Annotated in this window: 24 protein-coding genes; 13 read left to right on the top strand and 11 right to left on the bottom strand. The window is 63.8% G+C overall.

From position 1 onward, the window contains the following. Positions 1-44: 44 nt before the first annotated feature. From alr to GWQ44_RS06710, 4 genes are all read left to right on the top strand, one after another. Positions 45-1,118, top strand: a complete 1,074-nt coding sequence (gene alr / locus GWQ44_RS06695; RefSeq protein ID WP_275926920.1) for an alanine racemase — start codon at positions 45-47, stop codon at positions 1,116-1,118. Positions 1,119-1,250: 132 nt separating this feature from the next. Then, the gene (locus tag GWQ44_RS06700) at positions 1,251-1,799 is read left to right on the top strand and encodes a cupin domain-containing protein (protein ID WP_015637462.1); all 549 of its coding nucleotides are present in this window, start codon (positions 1,251-1,253) and stop codon (positions 1,797-1,799) included. 181 nt (positions 1,800-1,980) lie between these two features. Next, positions 1,981-2,397, top strand: coding sequence for a c-type cytochrome (locus GWQ44_RS06705; protein WP_085057543.1), 417 nt, complete (start codon positions 1,981-1,983; stop codon positions 2,395-2,397). Between the two features lie 136 nt (positions 2,398-2,533). Beyond that, a complete protein-coding gene (locus tag GWQ44_RS06710; RefSeq protein ID WP_275926921.1) occupies positions 2,534-4,465 on the top strand; it encodes an acetyl-CoA hydrolase/transferase C-terminal domain-containing protein in 1,932 nt (643 codons plus the stop codon). 113 nt (positions 4,466-4,578) lie between these two features. Here the strand turns inward: GWQ44_RS06710 and GWQ44_RS06715 are convergent, their stop codons facing one another. Both GWQ44_RS06715 and rep read right to left on the bottom strand, forming a co-directional pair. Beyond that, positions 4,579-5,151 (bottom strand): xanthine phosphoribosyltransferase, encoded by a 573-nt coding sequence (locus GWQ44_RS06715; RefSeq protein WP_016968070.1) that lies wholly within the window; start codon positions 5,149-5,151, stop codon positions 4,579-4,581. Positions 5,152-5,206: 55 nt separating this feature from the next. Further along, on the bottom strand, positions 5,207-7,216 hold the full coding sequence (rep, locus tag GWQ44_RS06720) for a DNA helicase Rep (RefSeq protein ID WP_179599118.1): 2,010 nt from the start codon (positions 7,214-7,216) through the stop codon (positions 5,207-5,209). Between the two features lie 267 nt (positions 7,217-7,483). Between rep and GWQ44_RS06725 the strand changes: the two genes are divergently transcribed. After that, positions 7,484-9,157 carry a bifunctional diguanylate cyclase/phosphodiesterase gene (locus tag GWQ44_RS06725; protein ID WP_047306606.1) on the top strand — a complete coding sequence of 558 codons (1,674 nt, stop codon included), beginning with the start codon at positions 7,484-7,486 and terminating at the stop codon, positions 9,155-9,157. A gap of 53 nt (positions 9,158-9,210) precedes the next feature. Here GWQ44_RS06725 and GWQ44_RS06730 read toward each other — a convergent pair whose 3' ends face one another. Continuing rightward, positions 9,211-10,611: a NorM family multidrug efflux MATE transporter gene (locus GWQ44_RS06730; protein WP_179599122.1), complete on the bottom strand. Its 1,401-nt coding sequence runs from the start codon at positions 10,609-10,611 to the stop codon at positions 9,211-9,213. 159 nt (positions 10,612-10,770) lie between these two features. On the opposite strand from GWQ44_RS06730, the gene GWQ44_RS06735 reads away from it, so the two are divergent. Together GWQ44_RS06735 and GWQ44_RS06740 are read left to right on the top strand one after the other, a co-directional pair. Next, on the top strand, positions 10,771-11,691 hold the full coding sequence (locus tag GWQ44_RS06735; protein ID WP_016967112.1) for a LysR substrate-binding domain-containing protein: 921 nt from the start codon (positions 10,771-10,773) through the stop codon (positions 11,689-11,691). 193 nt (positions 11,692-11,884) lie between these two features. Beyond that, on the top strand, positions 11,885-13,861 hold the full coding sequence (locus GWQ44_RS06740) for a methyl-accepting chemotaxis protein (protein WP_275926922.1): 1,977 nt from the start codon (positions 11,885-11,887) through the stop codon (positions 13,859-13,861). Positions 13,862-13,887: 26 nt separating this feature from the next. Here GWQ44_RS06740 and GWQ44_RS06745 read toward each other — a convergent pair whose 3' ends face one another. Then, positions 13,888-14,814 carry an ABC transporter six-transmembrane domain-containing protein gene (locus GWQ44_RS06745; protein WP_177435110.1) on the bottom strand — a complete coding sequence of 309 codons (927 nt, stop codon included), beginning with the start codon at positions 14,812-14,814 and terminating at the stop codon, positions 13,888-13,890. 113 nt (positions 14,815-14,927) lie between these two features. On the opposite strand from GWQ44_RS06745, the gene GWQ44_RS06750 reads away from it, so the two are divergent. Further along, positions 14,928-15,506: a TetR family transcriptional regulator C-terminal domain-containing protein gene (locus GWQ44_RS06750; protein WP_275926923.1), complete on the top strand. Its 579-nt coding sequence runs from the start codon at positions 14,928-14,930 to the stop codon at positions 15,504-15,506. 111 nt (positions 15,507-15,617) lie between these two features. After that, the gene (locus GWQ44_RS06755; protein WP_275926924.1) at positions 15,618-16,832 is read left to right on the top strand and encodes an aldose 1-epimerase family protein; all 1,215 of its coding nucleotides are present in this window, start codon (positions 15,618-15,620) and stop codon (positions 16,830-16,832) included. 4 nt (positions 16,833-16,836) lie between these two features. Here the strand turns inward: GWQ44_RS06755 and GWQ44_RS06760 are convergent, their stop codons facing one another. Both GWQ44_RS06760 and GWQ44_RS06765 read right to left on the bottom strand, forming a co-directional pair. Then, a complete protein-coding gene (locus tag GWQ44_RS06760; RefSeq protein ID WP_275926925.1) occupies positions 16,837-18,330 on the bottom strand; it encodes a YifB family Mg chelatase-like AAA ATPase in 1,494 nt (497 codons plus the stop codon). 189 nt (positions 18,331-18,519) lie between these two features. Beyond that, on the bottom strand, positions 18,520-18,780 hold the full coding sequence (locus GWQ44_RS06765) for an accessory factor UbiK family protein (protein ID WP_016965457.1): 261 nt from the start codon (positions 18,778-18,780) through the stop codon (positions 18,520-18,522). A 416-nt stretch (positions 18,781-19,196) separates the two neighbouring features. Between GWQ44_RS06765 and glnK the strand changes: the two genes are divergently transcribed. The 4 genes from glnK to sutA all read left to right on the top strand — a co-directional run bounded on the left by glnK (position 19,197) and on the right by sutA (position 21,967). Further along, positions 19,197-19,535 (top strand): P-II family nitrogen regulator, encoded by a 339-nt coding sequence (glnK, locus tag GWQ44_RS06770; RefSeq protein ID WP_002555808.1) that lies wholly within the window; start codon positions 19,197-19,199, stop codon positions 19,533-19,535. A 33-nt stretch (positions 19,536-19,568) separates the two neighbouring features. Next, positions 19,569-20,906 carry an ammonium transporter gene (locus GWQ44_RS06775; protein ID WP_047306599.1) on the top strand — a complete coding sequence of 446 codons (1,338 nt, stop codon included), beginning with the start codon at positions 19,569-19,571 and terminating at the stop codon, positions 20,904-20,906. 209 nt (positions 20,907-21,115) lie between these two features. Beyond that, positions 21,116-21,541, top strand: a complete 426-nt coding sequence (locus tag GWQ44_RS06780) for a secondary thiamine-phosphate synthase enzyme YjbQ (protein ID WP_047306598.1) — start codon at positions 21,116-21,118, stop codon at positions 21,539-21,541. A 102-nt stretch (positions 21,542-21,643) separates the two neighbouring features. After that, positions 21,644-21,967: a transcriptional regulator SutA gene (gene sutA, locus GWQ44_RS06785; RefSeq protein ID WP_016965454.1), complete on the top strand. Its 324-nt coding sequence runs from the start codon at positions 21,644-21,646 to the stop codon at positions 21,965-21,967. A 127-nt stretch (positions 21,968-22,094) separates the two neighbouring features. On the opposite strand, the gene GWQ44_RS06790 is transcribed toward sutA, so the two are convergent. From GWQ44_RS06790 to lysA, 5 genes are read right to left on the bottom strand one after another with little or no spacing between them, the layout of a single operon-like run. Continuing rightward, positions 22,095-22,799, bottom strand: a complete 705-nt coding sequence (locus tag GWQ44_RS06790) for an HAD family hydrolase (protein WP_047306597.1) — start codon at positions 22,797-22,799, stop codon at positions 22,095-22,097. Further along, positions 22,799-23,695, bottom strand: a complete 897-nt coding sequence (xerC, locus tag GWQ44_RS06795; protein WP_275926926.1) for a tyrosine recombinase XerC — start codon at positions 23,693-23,695, stop codon at positions 22,799-22,801. The genes GWQ44_RS06790 and xerC overlap by 1 nt, the downstream gene beginning before the upstream one ends. Positions 23,696-23,697: 2 nt before the next feature. Beyond that, entirely contained in the window at positions 23,698-24,423 is a 726-nt protein-coding gene (locus GWQ44_RS06800; protein WP_275926927.1) for a DUF484 family protein, read from the bottom strand. A 13-nt stretch (positions 24,424-24,436) separates the two neighbouring features. After that, positions 24,437-25,267, bottom strand: a complete 831-nt coding sequence (gene dapF / locus GWQ44_RS06805; RefSeq protein WP_103740723.1) for a diaminopimelate epimerase — start codon at positions 25,265-25,267, stop codon at positions 24,437-24,439. Positions 25,268-25,271: 4 nt separating this feature from the next. Further along, positions 25,272-26,519 (bottom strand): diaminopimelate decarboxylase, encoded by a 1,248-nt coding sequence (lysA, locus tag GWQ44_RS06810; RefSeq protein ID WP_047306594.1) that lies wholly within the window; start codon positions 26,517-26,519, stop codon positions 25,272-25,274. Positions 26,520-26,524: the final 5 nt, after the last annotated feature.

Below are 26,524 nucleotides of genomic sequence, written 5' to 3' on the forward strand. Positions count from 1 at the left end.
CACCGGTTTTTTATTCCCCCATGACCGCCTAGAAGTCTGCCGCCATGCGTCCTGCCCGTGCCCTGATCGATCTCCAAGCCCTGCGTCACAACTACCAACTGGCCCGTGAAGTCTCGGGTGTCCGCGCCCTTGCGGTGATCAAGGCCGATGCCTACGGTCATGGCGCCGTGCGTTGCGCCCAGGCGCTGGAGGCCGAGGCCGACGGTTTTGCTGTGGCCTGCATCGAAGAGGCCCTGGAGCTGCGCGCCGCCGGTATTGGTGCGCCGATCCTGCTGCTGGAAGGTTTCTTTGAAGCCTCCGAGCTGGCGCTGATCGTCGAGCATGATTTCTGGTGCGTGGTGCATTCCCTGTGGCAGCTGGAAGCGATCGAGCAGGCCGCCGTGGCCAAGCCGCTGACGGTCTGGCTCAAGCTGGATTCAGGCATGCACCGGGTCGGCCTGCATCCCAAGGACTATCAGGCGGCCTACCAGCGCCTGCAGGCCAGCGGCAAGGTCGAGAAGATTGTGCTGATGAGCCACTTCGCCCGCGCTGACGAGCTGGACTGCCCGTGCAGCAGCGAGCAGGTCGCGGTATTCGAGGCGGCGCGTCAGGGGCTGGGGGCTGAAATCAGCTTGCGCAACTCGCCGGCGGTCATGGGCTGGCCGAGCGTGCCCAGTGACTGGGTGCGTCCCGGCATCATGCTTTATGGCGCCACGCCGTTCGAAGAAAACAACTCCGTGGCCGAGCGGCTGCAGCCGGTCATGACCCTGGAATCCAAGGTGATCTGCGTGCGTGAGCTGCCCGCCGGCGAGCCGGTGGGCTACGGCGCCAAGTTCATTACCGACAAGCCGATGCGCATCGGCGTGGTCGCCATGGGTTATGCCGACGGCTATCCGCGTCATGCGCCGACCGGCACGCCGGTGCTGGTGGACGGCCAGCGCAGCCGCCTGCTGGGCCGCGTATCCATGGACATGCTGTGTGTCGACCTGACGGATGTACCGCAGGCCGGGCTGGGTTCCAGCGTGGAATTGTGGGGCAAGAACATCCTCGCCAGCGAGGTTGCCCTGGCCGCCGGGACCATTCCTTATCAGCTGTTCTGCAACCTGCGCCGGGTGCCCCTGGTGTACCGCGAAGGCTGAGATTACGCGGCCTGTACCGAAAGTCGCCTGCCTTTGGGGGAATCGGGAGCAAGTGTTGTAAATACTGAACGCTGTCGCCATGATAACGCTCAATTACAACAACGCCTGATTCCCGCCTAGGAGGCTGCCGCATTGGACGTCGGTGAACGACTGCAATCCATCCGTAAACTGAAAGGTCTTTCCCAGCGTGAGCTCGCCAAGCGTGCGGGCGTCACCAACAGCACCATTTCAATGATCGAAAAGAACAGCGTCAGTCCTTCGATCAGCTCGCTGCGAAAGGTGCTGGGTGGCATTCCCATGTCCATGGTCGAGTTCTTTTCCGAGGAAATCCTCCAGGAAACGCCTTCTCAGATCGTCTACAAGGCTCATGAACTGATCGACATCTCCGATGGCGCGGTCACCATGAAGCTGGTGGGCCGGGCTCATCCGAGCCGCGCCATCGCCTTCCTCAATGAGATCTATCCGCCGGGTGCCGACACGGGCGAAGAGATGCTCACCCATGACGGCGAAGAAACCGGGATTCTTCTCGAAGGGCGCCTGGAGCTGGTGGTGGGGCTGGAAACCTTTGTCCTCGAAGCCGGTGACAGCTACTACTTTGAGAGTACGAAGCCGCATCGTTTTCGTAATCCGTTCGATGTTCCGGCGCGACTAATCAGCGCAGCCACTCCGGCGAACTTCTAGCTCAAGAGGCGTCCTGCAAGGCTTGCAGTGCAGCTCCAGCGACATTTTGCCGCGAATAAGACCCCTTCGACTTTGGGGTTGTTTCAGTGTGGCGGGCTAACCGTTATACTTTCGCCCGCCTGCGAAACCGTGGCCGCAGGCGTGACTAGCCACCATTGAGGGTGTACGCGTGAACCTAATTATGAAAATGCTGGCCGCACCAGCAACCGTATTGGCCCTTTGGGCAGTCAGCGCTCAAGCTGCGACTAATGACGACATTGCCAAGCGCCTTGAGCCTGTTGGCCAGGTCTGCGTTCAGGGGCAGGAATGCAAGGGTATGGAAGTGGCCACCGCTGCCGGCGGTGGTGGTGGCGCGAAGTCCCCGGATGACGTGATTGCCAAGCACTGCAACGCTTGCCACGGCACTGGCCTGTTGGGCGCACCGAAAATCGGTGACACCGCGGCCTGGAAAGAGCGCGCCGATCACCAGGGCGGCCTCGACGGCATCCTGGCCAAGGCCATCACCGGGATCAACGCCATGCCGCCTAAGGGCACCTGCGCCGACTGCACCGATGACGAGCTCAAAGGCGCGATCCAGAAGATGTCCGGTTTGAAATAAGCCGCCATCTGCAGCGAAAAAGCCGCTTACGAGCGGCTTTTTTGTGGGCGCAATTCGCCTTGCGCACTGTTCAATGCAGCAAACTCCCGGCAAGCTCGGTCCAACCTCAATTCATGGACGGTCCCCGGAGGGTCAGATGCTGCAATCCTGTTCTATCGAGCATGCGGTAGATGAAGTGCTTGCCCGTTTGCCGCAACACATTCATATGGGCATGCCCCTGGGCCTGGGCAAACCCAACCGTTTCGCCAACGCCCTGTACCGGCGCATTGCCCAGTTGCCGAAGCGCCAGCTGACCATCTACACCGCCTTGAGCCTGGGCCGTCCGGCCCTGGGCGACGGTTTGCAGAAGCGTTTTCTCGAGCCCTTTGTCGAGCGGGTATTCGGCGATTACCCGGAACTGGACTTTCTCGCCGATCTGCATCGCGACAGCCTGCCGCCGAACATCCGTGTCCAGCAGTTCTTCATGCAGCCCGGCAGCCTGTTGCACAGCGACCTGGCGCAGCAGGACTACGTCAGCAGCAACTACAGCCACGCCGCCCGGGACATCAACGCCGCCGGCCTGAACCTGGTGGCGCAACTGCTGGCCCGCGACCCGCACCACCCCGAACGCCTGAGCCTGAGCTGCAACCCGGACATCACCCTCGACCTGCTGCCGATGATCGCCAAGCGCCGTGCGGCGGGGGAGACCATCCTGATCCTCGGCCAGGTCCACAGCGACCTGCCGTTCATGCCGGGGGACAGCGAAATCGACGCCGCGGATCTGGACCTGCTGATCGACGCCGAAGAACGCAGCACCCTGTTCTCCACGCCGAACATGCCGGTGGGCATTCAGGATCATTGCATCGGCCTGCATGCCAGCACCCTGGTGCGCGACGGCGGCACCTTGCAGATCGGCATTGGCTCCATGGGCGACGCGCTGACCGCAGCCTTGCTGGCGCGGCAGGCCGACAACCAAGGGTATCGTGCGCTGCTGGCGGATCTGCAGGTGGACCACTGGCAGGCGCTGATCGACCGCGAGGGCGGCGTCGAGCCCTTTGCCCAGGGGCTCTATGGTTGCAGCGAAATGTTCGTCAACGGCCTGCTGGCCCTGGCGGATGCCGGGATTGTGCGGCGCAAGGTCTACCCGACGCTGGAGCTGCAACGGCAAGCCAATGCCGGCACCCTGGACCCGACGACAGTATCTGGCGGGGTGTCGATCCACGGTGGATTCTTCCTTGGGCCGCGCAGTTTCTATCAGCGTCTGCGGGAGCTGCCCAAGCCCAAACTGGCGGAGTTCAACATGACCGCCATCAGCTTCATCAACGAGCTGTATGGCCATGAAGAGCTCAAGCGCCTGCAACGCCGGGATGCGCGGTTTATCAACAGCGCCTTCACCATGACCCTGATGGGCGCCGCCGTGTCCGATCAGTTGCAGGGCGGGAAGGTGCTCAGCGGTGTCGGCGGGCAGTACAACTTCGTTGCCCAGGGCCATGCCCTGGCGGATGCCCGCTCGGTGCTGATCCTGCGCAGCTGGCGCGAATCCGCGGGCGAGGTCAGTTCCAACATTGTCTGGGAGTACGGCCATTGCACCATCCCGCGCCACCTGCGGGACATCGTGATCACCGAGTACGGCATTGCTGATCTGCGGGGTAAAACGGATGCGAAAGTGATCGAGGCGCTGCTCAATATCAGCGATTCACGCTTTCAGCCGGGGTTGATTGAGCAGGCGCAGAAAGCCGGAAAGCTGCCGAAGGACTTTCGTCTGGATCCGCGTTTTACCGACAACAGCCCACAGCGTCTGCAGAGGATTCAGGCGCGTCACAGCCAGCTGTTTCCGGAGTATCCGCTGGGCAGCGACTTCAGCGCCGAGGAGCGCGATCTGCTGCGGGCGCTGAACTGGCTCAAGAGCAAGTTCAAGCTCAGCGAGATCCTTGAGCTGGGCAAGGCGGCACTCGATGCGCCGGAGCCTGAGGCATTTGCGGCGCACCTTGAACGCATGGGGCTGGAGCAGCCCGATGGCCTGCGCGAGGAGCTGTACCAGCGATTCCTGCTGGCCGGGCTGCAGGCCACTTCGCCAACGCTGTCGTAGGAGCCGGCTTGCCGGCGAATGGGCCATCAAGTCTTGCATTGCTCTGAAGGGCGCCTTCGCTGGCAAGCCAGCTCCTACACAAGCCAGCTTCTACGCAGGGCTGGCGGGCGGGATTACTCGATGAAGGTGACCACGCCGCCGGCCAGGGATTTGACCCGGGCCAGGGATTCCACGCGGTAGCCCTGGGCGTCCAGTTCGGCGCGGCCGCCCTGGAACGATTTTTCGATCACGATGCCCAGGCCGGCCACGGTGGCGCCGGCCTGCTTGATGATCGAGATCAGCGCCTGGGACGCCTTACCGTTGGCCAGGAAGTCGTCGATGATCAGCACGCGGTCGCTGCTGGTCAGGTGCCGTGGCGAGATGGCCACGGTGCTTTCCACCTGTTTGGTGAAGGAGTACACGGTGGCCGACAGCAGGTTCTCGGTCAGGGTCAGGGACTGGTGCTTGCGGGCGAAGATCACCGGCACGCCCAGGTTCAGGCCGGTCATGATGGCCGGGGCAATCCCCGAGGCTTCGATGGTGACGATCTTGGTGATGCCCGAATCCTTGAACAGCGTGGCGAATTCGTCGCCGATCAGCTTCATCAACTGCGGGTCGATCTGATGGTTCAGAAAGGCGTCGACTTTCAGTACTTGATCGGAAAGCACGATGCCTTCTTCGCGAATTTTCTTGTGCAGTGCTTCCACGGAGCTTCCTCAAATAGCGCCAGTTGCGCCAAAGGTCAGTTAAAAATAGTCGATTTTAGCGCTTTAACATCGCGCGTATATCCGCCAAAGCGCTATTGCCGCGAACGGCTTTGACTTCGGTCGGCGTGTCGTCGTTGCCTTCCCAGGCCAGATCGTCCGGGGGCAGTTCATCGAGGAAGCGGCTGGGCGCGCAGTCGATGATTTCACCGTATTGCTTGCGCTTGGCCGCAAAGGTAAAGGCCAGGGTCTGGCGGGCGCGGGTAATGCCCACGTAGGCCAGGCGCCGCTCTTCCTCGATGGTGTCGGCTTCGATACTGGAGCGGTGCGGGAGGATTTCCTCTTCCATGCCCATGATGAACACGTAGGGAAATTCCAGGCCCTTGGACGCATGCAAGGTCATCATCTGGACGCCCTCGGCGCCTTCTTCCTCTTCCTGCTGACGTTCCAGCATGTCGCGCAGGACCAGCTTGCCGATGGCATCCTCGACGGTCATTTCGCCGTCTTCGTCTTTTTCCAGGGTGTTCTTCAAGGCCTCGATCAGGAACCAGACGTTACCCATCCGGTAGTCCGCGGCCTTGTCGCTGGAACTGTTGGTGCGCAGCCAGTTCTCGTAGTCGATGTCCATGACCATGCTGCGCAGGGCGGAGATCGGGTCTTCGCCGGCGCATTGTTCACGGACCCGGTCCATGAAGCGCTTGAAGCGCGCCAGGCGATCGGTGAAGCGGCTGTCCAGGTGCTCGCCCAGGCCGATTTCATCGGTGGCGGCGTACATCGAGATCTTGCGTTCGGTGGCGTAGTTGCCGAGTTTTTCCAGGGTCGTGGAACCGATTTCCCGGCGCGGCACGTTGATCACCCGGAGGAAGGCGTTGTCGTCGTCGGGGTTCACGATCAGGCGGAAGTAGGCCATCAGATCCTTGACTTCCTGGCGTCCGAAGAAGCTGTTACCGCCGGACAGGCGATAGGGCACCTGATGGTGCTGCAGCTTCAGTTCGATCAGCTTGGCCTGGTAGTTGCCCCGGTAAAGAATGGCGAAATCGCTGTAGGGCCGGTCGGTGCGCAGGTGCAGGCTGAGGATTTCCATGGCCACTCGCTCGGCCTCGGCCTCTTCGTTGCGGCAGCGGATCACGCGGATCTCGTCGCCGTGGCCCATCTCGCTCCACAGCTGCTTTTCGAACTCGTGAGGGTTGTTGGAGATCAGCACGTTGGCGCAGCGCAGGATGCGGCTGGTGGAGCGGTAGTTCTGCTCCAGCATCACCACTTTCAGGGACGGGTAGTCGTCCTTGAGCAGCATCAGGTTTTCCGGGCGCGCGCCGCGCCAGGCGTAGATCGACTGGTCGTCGTCGCCCACCACGGTGAACTGGTTGCGCTTGCCGATGAGCATTTTCACCAGCAGGTACTGGCTGGCGTTGGTGTCCTGGTATTCGTCCACCAGCAGGTAGCGGACCTTGTTCTGCCATTTTTCCAGGATGTCGGCGTGTTCTTCGAACAGCTTCACCGGCAGCAGGATCAGGTCGTCGAAGTCCACCGCGTTGAACGCCTTGAGCGTGCGCTGGTAGTGGGTGTAGACGATGGCTGCGGTCTGTTCCTTGGGGTTGCGCGCGTTTTCCAGGGCTTGGGCCGGCAGGATCAGGTCGTTCTTCCACGAGCCGATCATGTTCTTGATCTCGTCGACGCCGTCGTCCCCGGAATACTCCTTTTGCATGATGTCGGTCATCAGCGCCTTGACGTCGGCTTCGTCGAAGATCGAGAACCCCGGCTTGTAGCCCAGCCGCGCATGCTCCTTGCGGATGATGTTCAGGCCCAGGTTGTGGAAGGTCGACACGGTCAGGCCGCGGCCTTCGCCGGCGCGCAGCAGGGTGCCGACCCGTTCCTTCATTTCTCGCGCGGCCTTGTTGGTAAAGGTCATGGCGACAATGTATTGGGCGCGGATACCGCAGTTCTGGATCAGGTGCGCGATCTTGCGGGTGATCACGCTGGTCTTGCCGGAGCCTGCACCGGCGAGCACCAAAAGAGGGCCGCCGACATAGTTCACGGCTTCTTGCTGCCGGGGATTGAGTCGGGACATGACGGTAGAAGGAGGTCGATTGCGAAAAGGGCGGGCATTTTAACAGGCTGGACGGATTCTGCTGCTGTCTCCGACTTGTGACGTACAACGCGATCTAAATTTGCCGGTTTTGATACTTTCCCTCAGGATGCTTGCCGAATATGCGCCTAATGTTCGAGTTAGAGCGGTACAAGAAATTGCGTATGATAATCAATATCAATTGTTATTGCTTATTCGTGCCCCATAATGCCCGCCGCCAACTTATTTTGCAGAGTCTAGGGAGCTAGCTTGTCTAAGCCTGTCGAACCCTTGCGTTTGCTGCTACTGGCTGAAGAGCCAGTATGGACAGCGTTGTTGCGCGAGTGTGTCGCTCCGTTGGGAGACTCGGTGGTATTGATCAGCGCTCCCAGCTGGGAGTCGGTCAGCCGTTTGTTTGAAGACGACCGCAATGCGGTCCTGTTGACCCCTGCGCAACTGCAGCCCGGCCCCGGGCGTTGCAGCCTGCCCACCATTCTGTTGCTGGACCAGGAGCCCGAAGTGGCCCCGGTGGGCGTCAGCGACTGGCTGGTGGGTTCCTGCCTGAGCACCGATGCCTTGCGCCGCTGCCTGCGCCACGTGCGCGAACGCGGTGTGCTGGAAACGACCCTGCAGCGCCTGGCCGAGCAGGACCCCCTGACCGGCATCGCCAACCGCCAGGGCTTCCAGACCCTGCTGGCTGCGCGTCTGGCGGAAAACGACGGTCGCGGCCTGGCCCTGGGGCATCTGGACCTGGACAACTTCCGCCACGCCAATGACGCCCTCGGTCATCAGGCCGGCGACCGGCTGATCCTGCAGGTGGTCTCGCGGCTCAAGAGCCAATTGGAGGCCGGAGATCAACTGGCCCGCCTGGGCAGCGACGAATTCGCCTTGCTCATCGACACCCGCCGCGCACCGCAGCGCGCCGAGTGGATGGCCGAGCGCATCACCGAAGCCATGGCCGAACCCTACTGGGTCGACGGCGAAAGCCTGTTGATCGGCTGCAGCCTGGGGATTGCCCATGCCCGGGCCAATGCCGGCGCCGACCCCTTGATGTGGCATGCGCACATCGCCATGCAACAGGCCAAGAGCACCCAGGGCTGCACCTTTCATATCTTCAACGAGCGGATCAACCGCAATGCCCGCAGCCTCGCCGACCTGGAAAGCGAACTGCGCCGGGCCTTGCGCCGTGACGAGCTGGAGCTGCACTACCAGCCCCGGCTGAACCTGCACGACGGCAAGATCGTCGGCCTCGAGGCCCTGGTGCGCTGGCGCCACGGCGAGCGCGGCTTGCTGCCCCCCAGCGAGTTCGTGCCTCTGGCCGAGCAGAGCGGGCTGATCGTGCCCCTGGGCTACTGGGTGATTTCCCGCGCGCTGCGGGACATGCAGGCGCTGCGCGAGCGCGGGCTGCCGCCGCTGCACATGGCGGTCAACCTGTCGTTCCGCCAGTTCCAGGACAGTCAGTTGCTCTCGACCCTGAGCCGGCTGATTGCCGAACGCGGCGTCGAGGCGCAGTGGCTGGAGTTCGAACTGACGGAAACCGCCGTGATGCGCCGCAGCGACCTGGTGAAGCAGACCATGGATGCCCTCGGGCGCCTGGGGGTGCGTTTTTCCCTGGACGACTTCGGCACCGGCTTCTCTTCCTTCGTCCACCTCAACAGCCTGCCGATCACCCTGCTCAAGGTCGACCGGAGCTTTGTCGGCGGCATGGAGCAGCGAGAAGAGAACCGCAAGCTGGTGCACGCGATGATCAACCTGGCCCATAACCTCAACCTGGACGTGGTCGCCGAAGGCGTGGAAACCGCGGAGCAACTGGCGCTGCTGCGGGGCTTTGGCTGCGACCAGGTTCAGGGCTACCTGATCAGCAAGCCGTTGCCCCTGGCGCAACTGATGGAGTACCTGACCTTCGGCAGCAGCCAGCAGTCGCTGCAGGAAGGCATGCTTTAAGCGACTGCTAGCGGTGCTGATCCGCCGCCATGGGCGGCGGGATCAGCTCCCCGTCAATCGGCGCCGCTGGCTTGAACGTTCATCGCCGCTGCCACGGGCTCGCGCTTGATCATGCGACGCATCCGCCACTCGAACGCCAGGGTCAGGCTGATGGCCGCGCAGGCCAGGCCCAGGGCCAGTCCCCACCACACGCCGGTCGGTCCCCAGCCCAGGGTAAAGGCCATCAGCCAGGCCGCAGGCGCGCCGATCAGCCAATAGCAGCCCAGGCCCACCAGGAAGGTGGTCTTGGCATCCTTGAGGCCGCGGATCGCGCCCATGGCGATGGTCTGGGTGCCATCGAACAGCTCGAACCAGGCCGCCACCGCCAACAGGCTCACCGCCAGTTGAATCACCTCGGCGAAGGCCGGGTCGTTGTGATCGAGAAACAGCCCGATCAGCTGGTTGGGCAGCAGCCAGAAAATCATCGCGAACCCCAGCATCGCCACCGCGCCGAAGGCGATGCCAACCCGCCCCGCCAGCCTTGCATCCAGCAGTTGTCCGGCACCGTAGTGCTGGCCGATGCGCATGGTGATGGCGTAGGAGATGCCCGCCGGCACCATGAACGCCACCGAGACGATCTGCAGGGCGATCTGGTGCGCCGCCAACTGGGTGCTGCCCATGGTGCCCATGCACAGCGCGGCGAAGGCGAACAACCCGACTTCCACCGCATAGGTGCCGCCGATGGGCAGGCCCAGGCGCCACAGTTCCCGCAGATAGTGGGTGTTCAGCCGGGCCAGGCCCTGGCGCAATGGGTACGCGGCGTAGGCTGGATGGCGCTTGATGTGCCAGGCCAGGGCCAGGGCCATGCAGTTGGCGACGATGGCGGTCACCAGGCCGATGCCCATCAGGCCGAGTTTCGGCAGGCCGAACATGCCGGTGATCAATGCATAGTTGAGCAGGAAGTTGGCCACCGTCCCCGCCAGGCTGATGACCATCACCGGCGTCGCCCGGCCGATGGCGCTGGTAAAGCCGCGCAGGGCCATGAAGCTCAGGTAGCCGGGCAGGGCGAATGGCAGGATCAGCAGGAACTGGCCGGCCGCCTCGACGTTGCTGGGGGTCTGGCCGAACAGCAACAACAGCGGTTTGAGGTTCCACAGCAGCAGGCCGGCGACCAGGGCCATGATCCAGGCCAGCCACAGCCCGGCCTGGGTCAGACGCGCAGCACCCTCGATATCGCCAGCGCCCTGACGAATCGCCACCAGGGTGCCTACCGCGGCAATCACGCCGATGCAGAAAATCGAGACGAAGGAATAGCTGGCGGCTCCCAGGCCACCGCCGGCCAGGGCTTGCGGGCTGAGGCGGGCCATCATCAGGGTGTCGGTGAGGACCATCAGCATGTGTGCCAGCTGGGAGGCGATCAGCGGCCCCGCCAGCCGCAGGATGGCCCAGAGTTCGGTGCGTGCTGGATGCTGCATGGTCATCAGGCTCGATTCTTCAAAAGTCGGTAAGAGCGCTGATTCTCGGCGCTCGCAGCGCATAGCACAAAAGGATAAAAATACTCGCTGGCATGATAAAAACTCATGCGAAGCCCTTTCCTGCCCGCGTGGCGCCCTGGTGTTGTCCGGAGTCCATCCATGTCTCGTCGTCTGCCTCCCCTGTATGCCCTGCGCGCCTTTGAAGCGGCGGCCCGCCACAGCTCGTTCACCCGTGCCGCCGAAGAACTGTCGATTACCCAGAGCGCCGTCAGCCGGCATATCCGCACCCTGGAGGATCACTTCGCCTGCCGACTGTTCCAGCGCAGCGGGCGCAACCTGCAACTGACCGAGGCGGCGCGCCTGCTGTTGCCGGGTATCCGCGAAGGTTTCGGCGCACTGGAGCGGGCCTGCAATACCCTGCGGGCCGAAGACGGCATCCTGCGCATGAAGGCGCCCTCGACCCTGACCATGCGCTGGTTGCTGGCGCGCCTCAGCCGCTTTCGCCACCTGCAGCCGGGCAATGAGGTACAGCTCACCAGTGCCTGGATGGACGTGGATTCGGTGGATTTCAACCAGGAGCCCTTCGACTGCGCGGTGCTGCTGAGCAATGGCCACTTTCCTCCGGACTGGGAAGCCAGCTACCTGTTCCCCGAGCTGCTGATCCCGGTGGGGGCGCCGAACCTGCTCAACGACCAGCCCTGGGACGTGGCGCGGCTGGCCGCCACCGAACTCTTGCACCCCACCCCGGACCGCCGTGACTGGCGCAGCTGGCTGGAGCACATGGGCCTGACCGACCAGGTGTCGCTCAAGGGCGGGCAGGTGTTCGACACCCTGGAACTGGGGATGATCGCGGCGGCGCGGGGGTATGGCGTATCCATGGGCGATTTGCTGATGGTGGCCGAAGATGTGGCCCAGGGCCGCCTGAGCCTGCCTTGGCCGACAGCGGTGGCCAGTGGCCTGAACTACTACCTGGTCTGGCCCAAGACCCGGCCCGGAGGGGAACGGTTGCGACGCCTCAGCGACTTTCTCCAGGGCGAGGTCCAGGCCATGCAACTGCCCGAGGTAGAGCGCTTCGGCTGAAACGATGCAGTGCCCGGCCGGCGGGCGCGCGCGGATATCCTTGCAAGGCGCTCAAGTATTTGCGGGCGCCGCCGAATCCATGGGTTATGGAACCAGCGTTCAGGAAGGTCCTAAATTACTAAAAATCCTAGAATTATTACCGCCGAGCGTGCTGACCAATCAGGATGATCCGCCTTCTCGGCAAGGAGCCATCATGTCCCAACCCCGTGCCCGCATAGCCTCCCAGCTAGGGCTTGCCCTCGCCCTGATACTTGCCCTGGTCATCAGTGGCAGCACCCTGTTTGCCCTGCGCTCCCTGGACTCGGCGAACCTCGATACCCGGGAAGAACACCTGGCCAGCGAGGCGCGGTTGTTGGCGGACCAGCTCAACACCTTCCACGGCAGCCTGCGCGAGAGCACCCAGCGCCTCAGCGGCCTGTTCGAAAACCGTTTCAGCAGCGGCCTGAGTCTGCATCCCGAGCAGCCGGTGAATGTGGCCGGAGTGCAGACCCCGGGCCTGCACCTGGGGGACGTGGTGCTGAACAACAACTTCGAGGAAGTGGACGAGTTCAAGCAGATGACCGCCGGGGTGGCGACCCTGTTCGTGCGCAGCGGCGATGATTTCATCCGGGTCAGCACCTCCTTGAGCAAGCAGGACGGCAGCCGGGCCATCGGCACCTTGCTCGACCATGGCCACCCGGCCTACCAGAAGCTCATGGCGGGGCAGGGTTATGTCGGCCGCGCCGTGCTCTTCGAACGCTTCTACATGACCCAGTACACCCCGGTCTTGGATCGCGACGGCAAGGTCATCGCCGTGCTGTTCGTCGGTTTCGACTACACCGATGCGCAGAATGCCCAGTTCGCCAATCTCAAGCGTTTCCGCATTGGCCAGAGCGGCTCCCTGGCCTTGCTTGATGAGCAGAACAAGTGGCTGGTGCCACCGGCCGGCGTGCAGGCGCTGGAGCCGGCGGCGCAGATCATGGCGGCGGCCGCCAAGGAACCGGGCAAGGGGCGTTTCTGGAGCGACCAGGGCGAGGACTTCTACAGCCTGGCGGTGCCGTTCGAGGGCGGCCCCTGGTCGGTGGTGGCCAGCATGCCCAAGGCCGAGATCCGCGCGGTGACCTGGAGCGTGGGGATTCGCCTGGTGATCGGCAGCCTGCTGGCGATGCTGCTGGCGGTGGGGGCCACGGTCTGGCTGCTGCGCAGCAAGCTGGCGCCCTTGGGCGATCTGGTGCGCCAGGCCCAGGCCCTGGGCGGCGGCGACCTGAGCGCGCGGCTGAATGTCTCCAGCCATGACGAAATCGGCCAGCTGGCCCGCAGTTTCAACCAGATGGGCGAAGCCCTGTCGACCATGGTCGAGCACATTCGCCGTTCCGCCGCCGAGGTCAATGGCCGCGCCCAGGCCTTGTCAGGCCTGTCCAGCGGCGCCTATGAAGGCATGGAGCAACAGTCCGGCGAGATCACCAGCATGGCCGGGGCGGTGGAGGAGTTCAGCGCCACTTCGCTGAACATTGCCGACAACATGGGCAGCACCCAGCGTCTGGCCCAGGACAACGCCCAGCAGACCCACATCGGCCGCGAGTCCATGGAGCAGGCTTCGGCGTCCCTGGAGCAGATTGCCGGGGCCCTCAACAGCACGGCCACGGTGATCAATACCCTGGGCCAGCGTTCCCAGGAGATTGGCGGGATTGTCGGGGTGATCACCGCGATTGCCGATCAGACCAACCTGCTGGCCCTCAACGCCGCCATCGAGGCCGCGCGTGCCGGCGAGCAGGGGCGCGGGTTTGCCGTGGTCGCCGATGAGGTGCGCAACCTGGCGTCGCGCACCCGCGAGGCCACCGATGAAATCTCGCAGATGATCAACAGCATCCAGCAGGAAACCGGCAACGCCATCGAAACCATGGAGCAGGGCAACCGCTTGATGCAGGAAGGCTTGTCGCGCAACGCCAACGTCGCCTCGGCCCTGGCCCTGATCGACGAGCAGAGCCGCAGCGCCGGCGAGCAGTTCGCCGCCATCACCACCGCGACTCAGGAACAGAGCAGCACCGCCACGGTGCTCAGCAGCAATCTGCAGAGCATTGCCCAGGCCAACAGCGAGCAGCGTGAAGTGGTGTCCAACCTGGCACTCACCGCCCGTGAGCTGGAAACCCTGGCCGCGGACTTGCGCCGGGAAGTCGACCGCTTCCGCTGATCCGGCCCAGTCGACGGCCGCGAGGCTCAGTGAGGCGCGGTCGACTCAGCCAGGCCCGGATCGACGCGCTTGCCGATATCCCGCAGGCGCGCCAGCTGGTCGACCATGGTGGGCGCCTCATCGACGCTGCTGACGAAGGTCCACAGGTAAGTCATCACCGCATACACGTGGCCGGCCTTGACCTCGGGCGCCAGCGCCAGCTGGCTGATGGCGATGACGAACAGCAGCGCCGCCACCGCGCCAAGGAACAGATAGGCTGCCGCTTCCCGGTCCGAGAGGCCGATGCGCAGCCGCGACAGCAGGCGATAGTGGCGCTGTAGCGAGACGGCGCCGACCTTGGCCACCAGGCCGATTTCCTTTTCCAACCGGTCGTTCAGGCGTTCGTGCAGTTGCTGGTTACGCCGGGCAAAACGCGGCAGCAGGGTCACGCACAGCAACAGCGCCGTGAGGCAGGCGAGGCCGATCCAGGGTTCGATCACCAGCAGCATCACCGCCGCCCCGACGATCGACACCAGGGCCGTGGCGATGGTCGGCACGTGCTTTTCGAAGAAATCGACGAATTCCCGGGCCAGCACCACCCGCGCCGCGGCGGTGGACGTGTCTTGCTGTTGCAGGCGCTGGTTGAGGATCACCGGCACCGCAAGGTCGGCGTAGATGCGGGTGAATGTGCGGGTGTCCACCGCCCGCCGTGCCGCGCCCACCACCCAGAAACCCAGCACCACCAGGGCGTAGATCAGCGCATGGGCAGCGTCGCCGCGCAGGATCGAGTCCACGGCGAAGCCGGCGAACAGCGGATAGGCCAGCAGCAGGGCGTTCTCCAGGGCCACCAGGGACAAGGTGCCGAACAGCTTGCCCGGGTAGGCCCTGGCTATGGCCTTGAGGGTCTGGCCGGCGGACTGTTGGCCGATTTTCTGCGTTGGATCCACGACGGTGAGTGGGCTGACGGCGGGCATGAGTGCACCACAAGAATGATTGGGGTTAGTATTGAGCGACTGCTCAATTATCTTTGAGCGATCGCTCAAAATGCAAGCGCCGTCCATCCCGGCGCCAAGAGGCCCGATTGCCCATGTCGCGTAACGACCGTAAATACCAGATCATCCAGGCCGCCCTGGAATTATTTCGCAGCAAGGGTTTCGCCGAGGTTTCCACCCGGGACCTGGCCGAGCATGCCGGCCTGTCCCGCAGCCACGTCTATCACTACTTCAGTGATTGGAAAGAGTTGCGCCGCGAAGCCTTCGTGCATTTCGCCAATGAACAATTGGAGGCGGTGGGCGGGCCCCTGCGCGGTGCCGCGCCGATGGACGCCTTGCAAGGCTTTATCCGTGACTGCCTGCCCGATTGTGCCGAAGACGGCTGGGCGTTATGGCTCGATGCCTGGGACGAAGCCATGCACGACGCCGAACTGGCCGAAACCTACCTGAGGATCAACGGCCAGTGGCAGGCAATGCTGGCAAGCATCATTGCCGATGGCGTCGAGGCCGGGGTGTTTCGCTGCGCCAGCCCCCAGCGCGCGGCCCGGCAGTTGTTTGCTCAGACCATGGGGTACGCCGATGACCTGCTGCTGCGAGCGTCCCCCGAGTCGGCCCGGGCAGCGTTGCAGGAAGTCATGGAAGTGGCGGGCCTGCTGCTGGGGTTCGAGGGCTGAAGGGGAAAACCGGGGGGATGGATTTGTGCGCGCAATCGGGTATTTGCAGCTTGCTGAAACGATTCTTCAGCGCTATAAAAACCGCACAACTCCAATAAAGGCATCCCTTCCATGACATCCCTCAAACTGCTGGTCACCCTCGGCGCGCTGACCGCCGCCTCCCACGCCATGGCCTGGGACTATGTACTGCTCGACACCGACAAGGCCGCTGAAAACCTGCACATCACCAGCGAGCAGCTGGGGCTGAAGACCGCGCAGCCCTTTTCCGTGACCTTGCGCACCTTGCATGGCGGTCGTCAGGAAGGGGTCAGCATCGTCGATATCGACAATGGCCAGATGAAGCTTTCGCTGGTGCCGACCCGAGGCATGAATGTGCTGCAGGCCTCGGTGGGCGACGTGCGCCTGGGGTGGGATTCGCCGGTCAAGGAAGTGGTCAATCCAGCGTTTATCGAACTCAATGGCCGCGGTGGCCTGGGTTGGCTGGAGGGCTTCAACGAGCTGGTGACGCGCTGCGGTTACGAGTGGGTCGGGCACCCGGGCATGGACAACGGCGAGTTGCTGACCCTGCACGGCCGCGCCGCGAACATTCCGGCCAGCAAGGTCACCCTGCACATCGACGAACAGCCGCCCTATGCGATTCATCTGCGGGGCGAGCTCAAGGAGCAGGCGTTCAAGAAGGTCGACTTCAGCGTGGCCACCGAGCTGGTCACCGAGCCGGGCAGCACCAGCTTTACCCTCAACGATCGCCTGACCAACAACGGCGACTATGCGAAGGAATACCAGGCGCTGTACCACAGCAATTTCAGCACGCCATTCCTTGAGCAGGGGGCAAAATTTGCCGCGCCAGTGAAGCAGGTGTCGCCGTTCAACGACAAGGCCAAGGCCGATCTGGCGGATTGGCAGACCTATCGCGGCCCGACCCGCGACTATGACGAAACCGTGTACAACGTGGTGCCTTACTCCGATGCCCAGGGCCAGACCCTGGCGGTGCTGCACAACAAGGCGGGCAGCCTCGGGGTGTCCCTGGGCTTCAACACCCGGCAGTTGCCGGTGTTCTCGCTGTGGAAAAACACCGACACCCAGGGTCAGGGCTATGTGACCGGGTTGGAGCCGGGTACCAGTTTTTCCTACAACCGTCGTTATCAACGTCCGCTGAATCTGGTGCCGACGATTGGTCCCAAGGAGCAGCGGGAGTTTCAGATCCGCTACAGCCTGTTGGCGGACAAGGTCGCGGTGGACAACGCCTTGAGTCGTGTCAGTCAGATCCAGCAAGGGCGTCAGACCGAAGTACGACCAACGCCGCTGGTGGATCTGTCCAAGGAGTAAGCCTTCAATCGGCGCCGGGACGATAGTGCAGCGCCTCGGCCAGGTGGTCGCGGCTGATGCTCGCGGCCTGCTCCAGATCGGCCAGGGTCCTGGCCACCTTGAGCAAGCGGTGAGCGGCGCGTAACGACAGGTTCAAGCGTTCGCAGGCCGCTTCCAGCCAGTGCGCATCGGCGGTGGATAACTGGCAATGGCGGCGCAAGCCGGGCAGGTCGAGAAAGGCATTGGCGCAGCCCTGGCGCTGGCCTTGCAGCTGGCGCGCCCGAGCGACTTTGGCGGTGGCTGCGGCGCTGTCGTCGCCTGGTAGTGGCTCGGGGTTGAGGGCAGTGGCCTCGCGGGCCACGGTCAGGTGCAGGTCGATGCGATCGAGCAGCGGGCCGGACAGCTTGTTGCGATAGCGCTGGATTTGTTCCGGCGTGCACCGGCAGCGTCCGCTGGGGTCGCCAAGATAGCCACAGGGGCACGGGTTCATCGCCGCGACCAGCTGGAAGCGGGCCGGGAACTGCACCCGGTCGCGGGCCCGGGAGATGACGATCTGCCCGGACTCCATGGGCTCGCGCAGGACCTCCAGAACCTTGCGATCGAATTCCGGAAGCTCATCGAGAAACAGCACGCCGTGATGGGCCAGGGTGATTTCCCCGGGTTGGGGTTTGGAGCCGCCGCCGACCAGCGCCGCCCCCGAAGCCGAATGGTGAGGCTGGCGAAATGGTCGTTGCGGCCAGTGGCGCAGCGGCGTGTGGCTGGTCACCGATTGAATCGCCGCCACTTCCAGGGCCTCGCCTTCCTGCAAGGGGGGCAGCAGGCCGGGCAGGCGGCTGGCCAGCAGGGTCTTGCCGGTGCCTGGCGGGCCGCTGAACAGCAGGTTGTGGGCGCCGGCCGCGGCAATCAGCAAGGCGCGCTTGGCGGCGAGCTGGCCCTGCACTTCGCGAAGATCGGGGTAGGCGGCGGGGCTTTGTGTCAGGCCGTCGCTGACATAAGGCGCTATCGGCGCGTGGCCGTTGAAATGGGCCACGGCTTCCAGCAGATGCTCGATGGCGATCACCTCCAGGCCGCTGGCCAGGCAGGCTTCTTCGGCATTGGCGCGGGGCACCAGCAGGGTGCGCCCGGCGTCGCGTGCCGCCAGTGCGGCAGGGAGCACGCCGCGCACCGCGCGTACAGCCCCGGACAGCGCCAGCTCCCCCAGGCATTCGATGTTGTCCAGGGCCAGCGCCGGCACCTGCACACTGGCGACGAGGATGCCCAGGGCGATGGCCAGGTCGAAGCGCCCGCCGTCCTTGGGCAGGTCCGCCGGGGCTAGGTTGAGGGTGATGCGTCGCGCAGGGAAATTGAACCCTGCATTGAGAATGGCGCTGCGCACCCGGTCCTTGCTTTCCTTGACCGCAGCTTCCGGCAGGCCCACCAGGGTCAGGCTTGGCAGGCCATTGGCCAGGTGCACTTCAACGCTGACCGCCGGTGCCTGCACGCCGACCTGGGCGCGGCTGTGGATGATCGCCAGGGACATGGGGAGTTCTTCCTTGAGACGGCGCAACCGCTTCCTGCGGCGCTGCTGCAAGGATAGATGAGGGGGGTGACGGGAGAGGCGCCGCAATGGGCACAGGATATGTCGCCGAAGCTGCGGCCTTGGCTGGCCGGTCGGCTCCTGCGGCATGGGGCTTCAGGAGCCGGCTTGCCGGCGAATCAGCTGTTCGGCTCAGTCTTGCGCCGGATTCAGCCGCGCTTCCAGCTCCGCCACTTTGGCTTCGAGGCTTTCCAGGCGTGCGCGGGTGCGGGCCAGGACCACCATCTGGCTGTCGAATTCTTCCCGGCTGACCAGGTCGAGCTTGCTGAAGCCGCTTTGCAGCAGGGCCTTGAACTGGCTTTCGATTTCGTTGCGGGGCAGGGGCGTGTCACCGCTGAGCAAACGCGAAGCGTGGCCGCTCAGGGCATCGAGAAGGTCTTTGGGCGCGAGCATGGGAGAGTCCTGAATTGCAGTCGGCCCGCAGTGTATCACGCAGCCGCAACGCTCCAGGCGAGCCCGGGTTGCACGTTTTTTGCGCATCCGGCCGGGCGCCGACGCACTGTTTTTGTGCGTATCCCGGGCCTGGTTTTCCGCCATTCGCCGTCAGCGTCGGGCAAAGGACTGAAATCACTGATTTTTCCCGAGCTGGCAAGCTTTCTGCTTAGACCCTGGTGACCCATGCACTGAAGCAGTCGCTGTGACGAATGCAGTGCGGCAGCCTGCGCGGGGAGTGTTTCGTCAGACAGCGGTTAGCTGGCGTCGGTCGGGCTGAGGAAGGCCGACGGTGCGTTACAAAGCCAGGCACTGCGCTTAGACTTGAGTCGGGTTTGTTTTCCTGGGGCAAGTCCACCAATTCGGGAGAGAGTTTCATGAAGCTAGTCACTGCCATCATCAAGCCGTTCAAGTTGGACGACGTGCGCGAGTCGCTGTCCGAAATCGGCGTGCAGGGCATTACCGTTACTGAGGTCAAAGGCTTCGGCCGGCAGAAGGGTCACACCGAGCTGTATCGCGGTGCGGAGTACGTGGTGGATTTTCTGCCCAAGGTGAAGATCGATGTCGCCATTGACGACAAGGATCTTGACCGGGTTATCGAGGCGATAACCAAGGCCGCCAACACCGGCAAGATCGGTGACGGCAAGATCTTCGTGGTCAATCTGGAACAGGCTATACGCATCCGTACCGGCGAAACCGATACCGACGCCATCTAAGCCGCCAAACCCAACGCCCCAGGAGAAAACAATATGACTCTGCGTAAATTCGCGGGGCTAGGAGCCCTGTTGTCCCTCGTAATGCCTGGCCTGGCCTTGGCGGCAGATCCAGTGCCCCCTCCAGTGCTCAATTCCGGCGACACCGCGTGGATGCTGACCTCCACGGCCCTGGTGCTGTTCATGACCATTCCCGGGCTGGCGCTGTTCTATGGCGGCATGGTGCGTTCGAAAAACATTCTTTCCGTGATGATGCAGTGCTTCGCCATCACCGGTCTGGTCACTGTCCTGTGGTTCATCTATGGCTACAGCATGGCGTTCGATACCACCGGGATGGAAGCTGGCGTCGTCAATCTCAATTCCTTCGTGGGCGGCTTGTCCAAGGCCTTCCTGGCGGGTATCACCCCGGCCAGCCTGACCGGCCCGACGGCGTTGTTCCCTGAGGCGGTGTTCGTCACTTTCCAGATGACCTTCGCCATCATCACGCCGGCGCTGATCGTCGGTGCCTTCGCCGAGCGGATGAAGTTCTCCGCGATGCTGATCTTCATGGGCGTCTGGTTCACCCTGGTGTACGCACCAATCGCGCACATGGTCTGGAGCGGTCCGGGTTCTCTGCTGGGCGACTGGGGCGTGCTGGACTTCGCCGGCGGCACCGTGGTCCACATCAACGCCGGTATCGCGGGCCTGGTGGCCTGTCTGGTGCTGGGCAAGCGTAAAGGCTTCCCCACCACGCCGATGGCGCCGCACAACCTGGGCTACACCCTGATGGGCGCGGCCATGCTGTGGGTCGGTTGGTTCGGTTTCAACGCCGGTTCCGCGGCTGCCGCCAACGGCACCGCCGGCATGGCCATGCTGGTCACGCAGATCGCCACCGCTGCCGCCGCCCTGGGCTGGATGTTTGCCGAGTGGATGACCCACGGCAAGCCAAGCGCGCTGGGCATCGCTTCGGGCGTGGTGGCCGGCCTGGTCGCCATCACTCCGGCTGCCGGCACCGTGGGCCCGATGGGTGCCCTGATCATTGGCCTGGCGGCCGGTGTGGTGTGCTTCTTCTGCGCCACCAGCCTCAAGCGCAAGCTGGGTTATGACGACTCCCTGGATGCCTTCGGCGTTCACGGCATCGGCGGTATTCTCGGAGCGATCCTCACTGGCGTGTTCGCCGCACCGTCCCTGGGCGGCTTCGGCACCGTCACCGATATCGCGGCACAGGTCTGGATCCAGGCCAAGGGCGTCGGCTTCACGGTGATCTACACCGCGATCGTGACCTTCATCATCCTCAAGGTCCTGGATGCGGTCATGGGGCTGCGTGTCACCGAGGAAGAAGAGGCGGTCGGCCTCGACCTGGCACAACACAACGAGCGTGGTTACAACCTGTAATCGCGTGGGGAAAAAAGCCCGGCTCCGGCCGGGCATTTTTTTGCCTGACGTTTGTCATTGAAAAAGGCTGAAAGGATTTTCTGACAAGCATTGGCGTGTTTGCCGTGGCGATTTCCAGCAGGACAAATGCTTACACTAAAGCAGGATTATTCGGCGCTTTGTTTTTTCACTGAGCGCGCTAGAATGCGCGCCGAAGCGTGGAGATCGGTATGTGGCAGCAGACCCTGATTACCCTGCGGGCCAGGCCCCGGGGCTTTCACCTGGTGACGGACGAGTTGCTCGCCGGCCTGCCCGAGTTGAGGGCGTGTCGGGTTGGTCTGCTGCATTTGTGGCTGCAACATACCTCGGCCTCGTTGACCATCAACGAGAACGCCGATCCGGCGGTCCGGCGTGACTTCGAGCGTTTCTTCAACACCCTGGTGCCTCAAGGCATGGCCGGGTACGAACATAACGACGAAGGCGAAGACGACCTTCCGGCGCACTTCAAGGCCAGTTTGCTAGGCTGTCAGCTGACTTTGCCGGTAGCGGCGGGGCGCTTGGCGCTAGGCACCTGGCAAGGTGTTTATCTGGGCGAGCATCGTGATCATGGCGGTGCTCGCAAAGTCCTTGCCACCCTGCAGGGTGATGGGGCATAAGCCGCTGAGTATCAGTGGACGTTGATTTTTTTCCGGCGGCCTTCGACAGTCGGCGCAGCTGGGCTATAACTAATCTGCTTTTCGCAAGTCATGAGGTAGAACATGAGCGACGATGATCTGGAAAACGACGACCTCGAAGTAGGTGACGAAGACGATACCGAAGAAGGTCTTGAAGCGGCCGCCGACGATGTGGTGGAAGACGATGGCAGTGATGTTCCTGCCCCGACCGCCAAAGGCAAGGCCAAGGCTGCCGTCTCGGTAGACGAGCTGCCAAGCGTCGAAGCCAAGAACAAGGAGCGTGATGCACTGGCGCGTGCCATGGAAGAGTTCCTGGCCCGTGGCGGTAAAGTGCAGGAAGTCGAGGCCAATGTGGTCGCCGATCCGCCCAAGAAGCCTGATAACAAGTACGGCAGCCGGCCTATCTGAGCCTCGCTACTTGCTTGCTGAAAAAGCCCGCCGTCGCTGCGGGCTTTTTCATGGGCGCTCGTCTCGGAAACGGCCCCCGAGCGCCGGCGCTTGCTGTAGGAGCGAGCTTGCTCGCGAAAGCGCCGGTTCAGGCGCCGCGATGCCAGCGGGCAAGCAGCCCGGGCAGTTCAATCAGGCTGCGGATCTCGGCGTCTGGCGCGCGCTCGGCTTCCCAGGTCTTGCCGTTGGGATTGAACCAGATCGCCCGCAGGCCCGCCTGCTGGGCGCCGGCGATGTCGTCGCCGGGGTGATCGCCGATATGCACGGCGGTATCGGCCGTTGCGCCCCCGCGTTGCAGGGCTTCATGGAACAGCCTGGCATCCGGCTTGGCCACCCCGAGGTCCTCGGCGCACAGGGCGAACTTGAAATAGTCCGCCAGGCCCAGGCGGCGCACGTCGGCATTGCCGTTGGTGACCACCCCCAGGGCGAAGTGATTGGCCAGGGCTTCCAGGGTCGGCAGTACCTCGGGAAAGATTTCCAGCTGATGCCGCGCATGCAGGAATACTTCGAAGCTCTGATCGGCCAGCTGGCTGGCTTGGCTGTGCTCGTACCCGGCTTCTTGCAGGGCATGGAACAGCACCTGGCGGCGCAGGGCGCTGATTCGGTACTTGAGGTGCGGTTGTTCGAGCAGCACGCGTTCGCGAATGCTCCACAGATGCTCCACCGGCACGCCGCCGAGATTCGGTGCATGCTCGGTCAGCCACTGGCGCAGGGTGGCCTCGGCGCTGACGATCACCGGGGCGGTGTCCCAGAGGGTGTCGTCAAGGTCGAAGGTGATCAGTTTGATGGTCATTACTCACCGCCTTTGTTGCGTTTGGCCCGAGGGTGGGCGCTGTCGTAGACCGCTGCCAGGTGCTGGAAGTCCAGGTGGGTGTAGATCTGTGTGGTCTTGATGTCCGAGTGCCCCAGCAGCTCCTGCACGGCGCGCAGGTCCTGGGACGATTCCAGCAGGTGGCTGGCAAAGGAATGACGCAGCATGTGCGGGTGCAGGTTTTGCCCCAGCTCGCGCTCGCCGGCGGCCTTGACCCGTAGCTGGATGGCGCGCGGCCCCAGGCGCCGGCCCTTTTGGCTGACGAACAGGGCGCCGTCCGGCGGGTTGCTCAAGGCGCGCAGCGGCAGCCACAGGGCCAGGGCTTCCCGGGCCTTTTTGCCCACGGGCAGCACGCGGGTCTTGCTGCCCTTGCCCAGGACCTGCACCAGCCCGTCCGCCAGATCCAGATGCTCGAGGTTCAGGCTGGTCAGTTCGGAGAGGCGCAGCCCGCAGGAGTAGAACAGCTCCAGGATGGCCTGGTCGCGATGGGCCAGGAAGTCATCTTCCACTGCGCCATCGAGCAATTGCAGGGCGCGATCGGTGTCCAGGGTCTTGGGCAGGCGGCGTTCGCCCTTGGGCGGCGCCAGGCCGTTGGCCGGGTCGTGATCGCACAGCCCTTCGCGGTTCAGATAGTGATAGAGCCCGCGCACCGCGGACAGCAGGCGTGCCAGGCTGCGGGACGACTGACCCTGCTGGTGCAGGCGGGCAATCATGCTGCGCAGTCCCTGGACATCCAGGTCGGTCCAGCTGCGGACCTGCTGTTTCTCGCAGAACCCCAGCACTTTGTCGAGATCGCGTCGATAGGCCTGCAGGGTATGGGGCGACACCTGGCGCTCACTGCGCAGGTGCGCGCAGTAGGCATCCAGTTGCTGCTGCATGCTCAGCGTACCGAGCGCAGCGAGTGGGTGAAGCGCGGCAGGACCCGGCCGGTGACTTCGGCGATGTAGTTGAGGAACAGGGTGCCGACCGAGCTCTTGTAGTGCTGCGGGTCACGGCTGGCGATGGCCAGGACCCCGTGCATGCCCTGGTGCGCCAGAGCGACCACCGCGGTGGAGCCGATCTGCTTGCGCTGTTCTTCGCCGAAGAGGAAGTCCAGCTCATGTTCGCGCAGGCTGCCGCTGACACTCTTGCCTTCCGACAGCAGGCCGCCAATGGCGCCCTGGGCTTCGGCCGCCGAGACCCAGCGACCCACCGGCATTGCGTTGTCGCTGAACAGGATCAGGCTGACGAAGGGCACCTGGTAGTCCTGGCGCAGGCTGTCCTCGACACTCATCACCACTTCTTCCAGGCTGCTGGCGTCCATCAGCGCCAGAATCAGGCGGCGGGTCTTGTCAAACAGGCGGTCGTTGTCCCGAGCCACGTCCATCAACTGCGACAGGCGATGGCGCATCTCGATGTTGCGCTCGCGCAGGATCTTCATCTGTCGCTCCACCAGCGACACGGTATCGCCGCGCTGGTGGGGAATGCGCAAGGCTGGAAGCAGCTCGTCGTGGTCGACGAAGAAGTCCGGATGGGCCTCCAGGTACGCAGCGACGGCGGCTGCGTCCAGGTCGGCAGAAGGTGCTGAGTCGGGCTTTGCGGCGGGAGCCTGGGGCTGATCAGTCATGGGTTTCGCTCACTTAAAGACGCACCTGTCCTTCGTATACGCGTACTGCCGGGCCGGTCATCATCACCGGTTGGCCTGGACCTGCCCATTCGATGGACAGGCGCCCGCCTGGCAGGTCGATCAATAGTGGCGAATCCATCCACCCCTGGCTGATCGCGGCCACTGCAGCTGCGCAGGCCCCGGTGCCGCAGGCCTGGGTTTCCCCGGCGCCGCGTTCCCAGACCCGCAATTGCGCGCGCTGGCGGTCCAGCACCTGGAGAAAGCCGACATTGACCCGCGCCGGGAAGCGCGGGTGATGTTCGATCTTCGGCCCCAGCTCGTGCACCGGCGCGCTGTTGATGTCATCCACCCGCAGTACGGCGTGGGGGTTGCCCATGGACACGGCGGCCAGCTCGACCTGGACGCCATCGACGTCCAGCCTATAGCTGTTGGCCTGGGCCGGGGCCTGGAACGGGATATCGGCCGGCACCAGGCGTGGCGCCCCCATGTTGACGCTGATCTGACCGTCGTTGCGCACGTCCAGTTCGATCACGCCGCTCTTGGTTTCGACGCGGATCTGGCGCTTGGTGGTCAGGCGCTTGTCCAGCACGAAGCGCGCGAAGCAGCGGGCACCGTTGCCGCACTGTTCCACTTCGGAGCCATCGGAGTTGAAGATCCGATAGCGGAAATCCACGTCCGGGTTGCTCGGAGCCTCGACGATCAGCAACTGATCGAAGCCGATCCCGGTGTTGCGATCACCCCATTGTTTGGCGTGCTTGGGCAGAATATGCGCGTGCTGGCTGACCAGGTCGAGAACCATGAAGTCATTGCCCAGGCCGTGCATCTTGGTAAAACGCAGCAGCATGGTCTTACTCCGGCAGCAGGCTTTCGCCAGCGAATAACTCGGCTACCGTCTCGCGGCGACGCACTTCAACAGCCTGGTCGCCATCGACCAGCACTTCGGCGGCACGGCCGCGGGTGTTGTAGTTCGAGCTCATGACGAAACCATAGGCGCCAGCGGAATGCACCGCCAGCAGGTCGCCCTCGGCCAGGGCCAGGGCGCGTTCCTTGGCGAGGAAGTCGCCGGTTTCACAGATCGGGCCGACGATGTCGTAGGTACGGGGTTCGGCCTCTCGCGGCTGTACGGCGCTGACGTCCATCCAGGCCTGGTACAGCGCCGGGCGGATCAGGTCGTTCATGGCGCCGTCGACGATGGCGAAATCCTTGTGTTCGGTGTGCTTGAGGTACTCGACCCGGGTCAGCAGTACACCAGCGTTGGCCACGATGAAGCGGCCCGGTTCGAACACCAGGGCCAGGTCGCGGCCATCCAGGCGTTCACGCACGGCCTTGACGTAGTCGGCGGCCAGCGGCGGCTCTTCGTCGCGATAGCGCACGCCCAGGCCACCACCCAGATCGATGTGGCGCAGGTAGATGCCGCATTCACCGAGGCGGTCCACCAGTTCCAGCAACCGGTCGAGGGCGTCGATGAAGGGCTCCAGGGTGGTCAGTTGCGAGCCGATATGGCAGTCGACCCCGACGATTTCCAGGTTCGGCAGCTGCGCGGCGCGGATGTACACATCCTCGGCCGTGGCAATGTCGATGCCGAACTTGTTTTCCTTGAGTCCGGTGGAGATGTAGGGGTGGGTGCCGGCGTCGACGTCGGGGTTGACCCGCAGCGAGATCGGCGCGCGAACTCCCAGCTCGGCGGCCACCTGTTGCAGGCGCTCCAGCTCTTCGGCGGACTCGACGTTGAAGCAGTGGACGCCCACTTCCAGGGCGCGACGCATGTCGTCACGGGTCTTGCCGACACCGGAAAAGACGATCTTGTCGGCCTGGCCGCCGGCGGCCAGGACCCGCTCCAGCTCGCCCCGGGAGACGATGTCGAAACCGGCGCCCAAGCGGGCCAGGACATTCAGCACACCCAGGTTGGAGTTGGCCTTTACCGCGAAGCAGACCAGGTGCGGCATGCCGGCAAGCGCCTCGGCATAGGCCAGGTACTGGGCCTCGATATGTGCTCGGGAATAGACGTAGGTCGGCGTGCCGAAACGCTCGGCAATGGCGGACAGGGCTACGCCTTCCGCGAACAGCTCACCGTCGCGGTAGTTGAAAGCGTCCATGGTGA

The sequence above is a fragment of the Pseudomonas sp. 3MA1 genome, assembly GCF_029237275.1.
Classification (GTDB): domain Bacteria; phylum Pseudomonadota; class Gammaproteobacteria; order Pseudomonadales; family Pseudomonadaceae; genus Aquipseudomonas; species Aquipseudomonas fluorescens_AP.

Excerpts from the sequence above, each read along its gene's own strand:
- alr (WP_275926920.1), top strand. The coding sequence starts at position 45 with ATGCGTCCTGCCCGTGCCCTGATCGATCTCCAAGCCCTGCGTCACAAC.
- GWQ44_RS06705 (WP_085057543.1), top strand. The coding sequence starts at position 1,981 with ATGAAAATGCTGGCCGCACCAGCAACCGTATTGGCCCTTTGGGCAGTC.
- GWQ44_RS06710 (WP_275926921.1), top strand. The coding sequence starts at position 2,534 with ATGCTGCAATCCTGTTCTATCGAGCATGCGGTAGATGAAGTGCTTGCC.
- rep (WP_179599118.1), bottom strand. The coding sequence starts at position 7,216 with ATGTCCCGACTCAATCCCCGGCAGCAAGAAGCCGTGAACTATGTCGGC.
- GWQ44_RS06730 (WP_179599122.1), bottom strand. The coding sequence starts at position 10,611 with ATGCAGCATCCAGCACGCACCGAACTCTGGGCCATCCTGCGGCTGGCG.
- GWQ44_RS06735 (WP_016967112.1), top strand. The coding sequence starts at position 10,771 with ATGTCTCGTCGTCTGCCTCCCCTGTATGCCCTGCGCGCCTTTGAAGCG.
- GWQ44_RS06740 (WP_275926922.1), top strand. The coding sequence starts at position 11,885 with ATGTCCCAACCCCGTGCCCGCATAGCCTCCCAGCTAGGGCTTGCCCTC.
- GWQ44_RS06745 (WP_177435110.1), bottom strand. The coding sequence starts at position 14,814 with ATGCCCGCCGTCAGCCCACTCACCGTCGTGGATCCAACGCAGAAAATC.
- GWQ44_RS06750 (WP_275926923.1), top strand. The coding sequence starts at position 14,928 with ATGTCGCGTAACGACCGTAAATACCAGATCATCCAGGCCGCCCTGGAA.
- GWQ44_RS06755 (WP_275926924.1), top strand. The coding sequence starts at position 15,618 with ATGACATCCCTCAAACTGCTGGTCACCCTCGGCGCGCTGACCGCCGCC.
- GWQ44_RS06760 (WP_275926925.1), bottom strand. The coding sequence starts at position 18,330 with ATGTCCCTGGCGATCATCCACAGCCGCGCCCAGGTCGGCGTGCAGGCA.
- GWQ44_RS06765 (WP_016965457.1), bottom strand. The coding sequence starts at position 18,780 with ATGCTCGCGCCCAAAGACCTTCTCGATGCCCTGAGCGGCCACGCTTCG.
- glnK (WP_002555808.1), top strand. The coding sequence starts at position 19,197 with ATGAAGCTAGTCACTGCCATCATCAAGCCGTTCAAGTTGGACGACGTG.
- GWQ44_RS06775 (WP_047306599.1), top strand. The coding sequence starts at position 19,569 with ATGACTCTGCGTAAATTCGCGGGGCTAGGAGCCCTGTTGTCCCTCGTA.
- GWQ44_RS06780 (WP_047306598.1), top strand. The coding sequence starts at position 21,116 with ATGTGGCAGCAGACCCTGATTACCCTGCGGGCCAGGCCCCGGGGCTTT.
- sutA (WP_016965454.1), top strand. The coding sequence starts at position 21,644 with ATGAGCGACGATGATCTGGAAAACGACGACCTCGAAGTAGGTGACGAA.
- GWQ44_RS06790 (WP_047306597.1), bottom strand. The coding sequence starts at position 22,799 with ATGACCATCAAACTGATCACCTTCGACCTTGACGACACCCTCTGGGAC.
- xerC (WP_275926926.1), bottom strand. The coding sequence starts at position 23,695 with ATGCAGCAGCAACTGGATGCCTACTGCGCGCACCTGCGCAGTGAGCGC.
- GWQ44_RS06800 (WP_275926927.1), bottom strand. The coding sequence starts at position 24,423 with ATGACTGATCAGCCCCAGGCTCCCGCCGCAAAGCCCGACTCAGCACCT.
- dapF (WP_103740723.1), bottom strand. The coding sequence starts at position 25,267 with ATGCTGCTGCGTTTTACCAAGATGCACGGCCTGGGCAATGACTTCATG.
- lysA (WP_047306594.1), bottom strand. The coding sequence starts at position 26,519 with ATGGACGCTTTCAACTACCGCGACGGTGAGCTGTTCGCGGAAGGCGTA.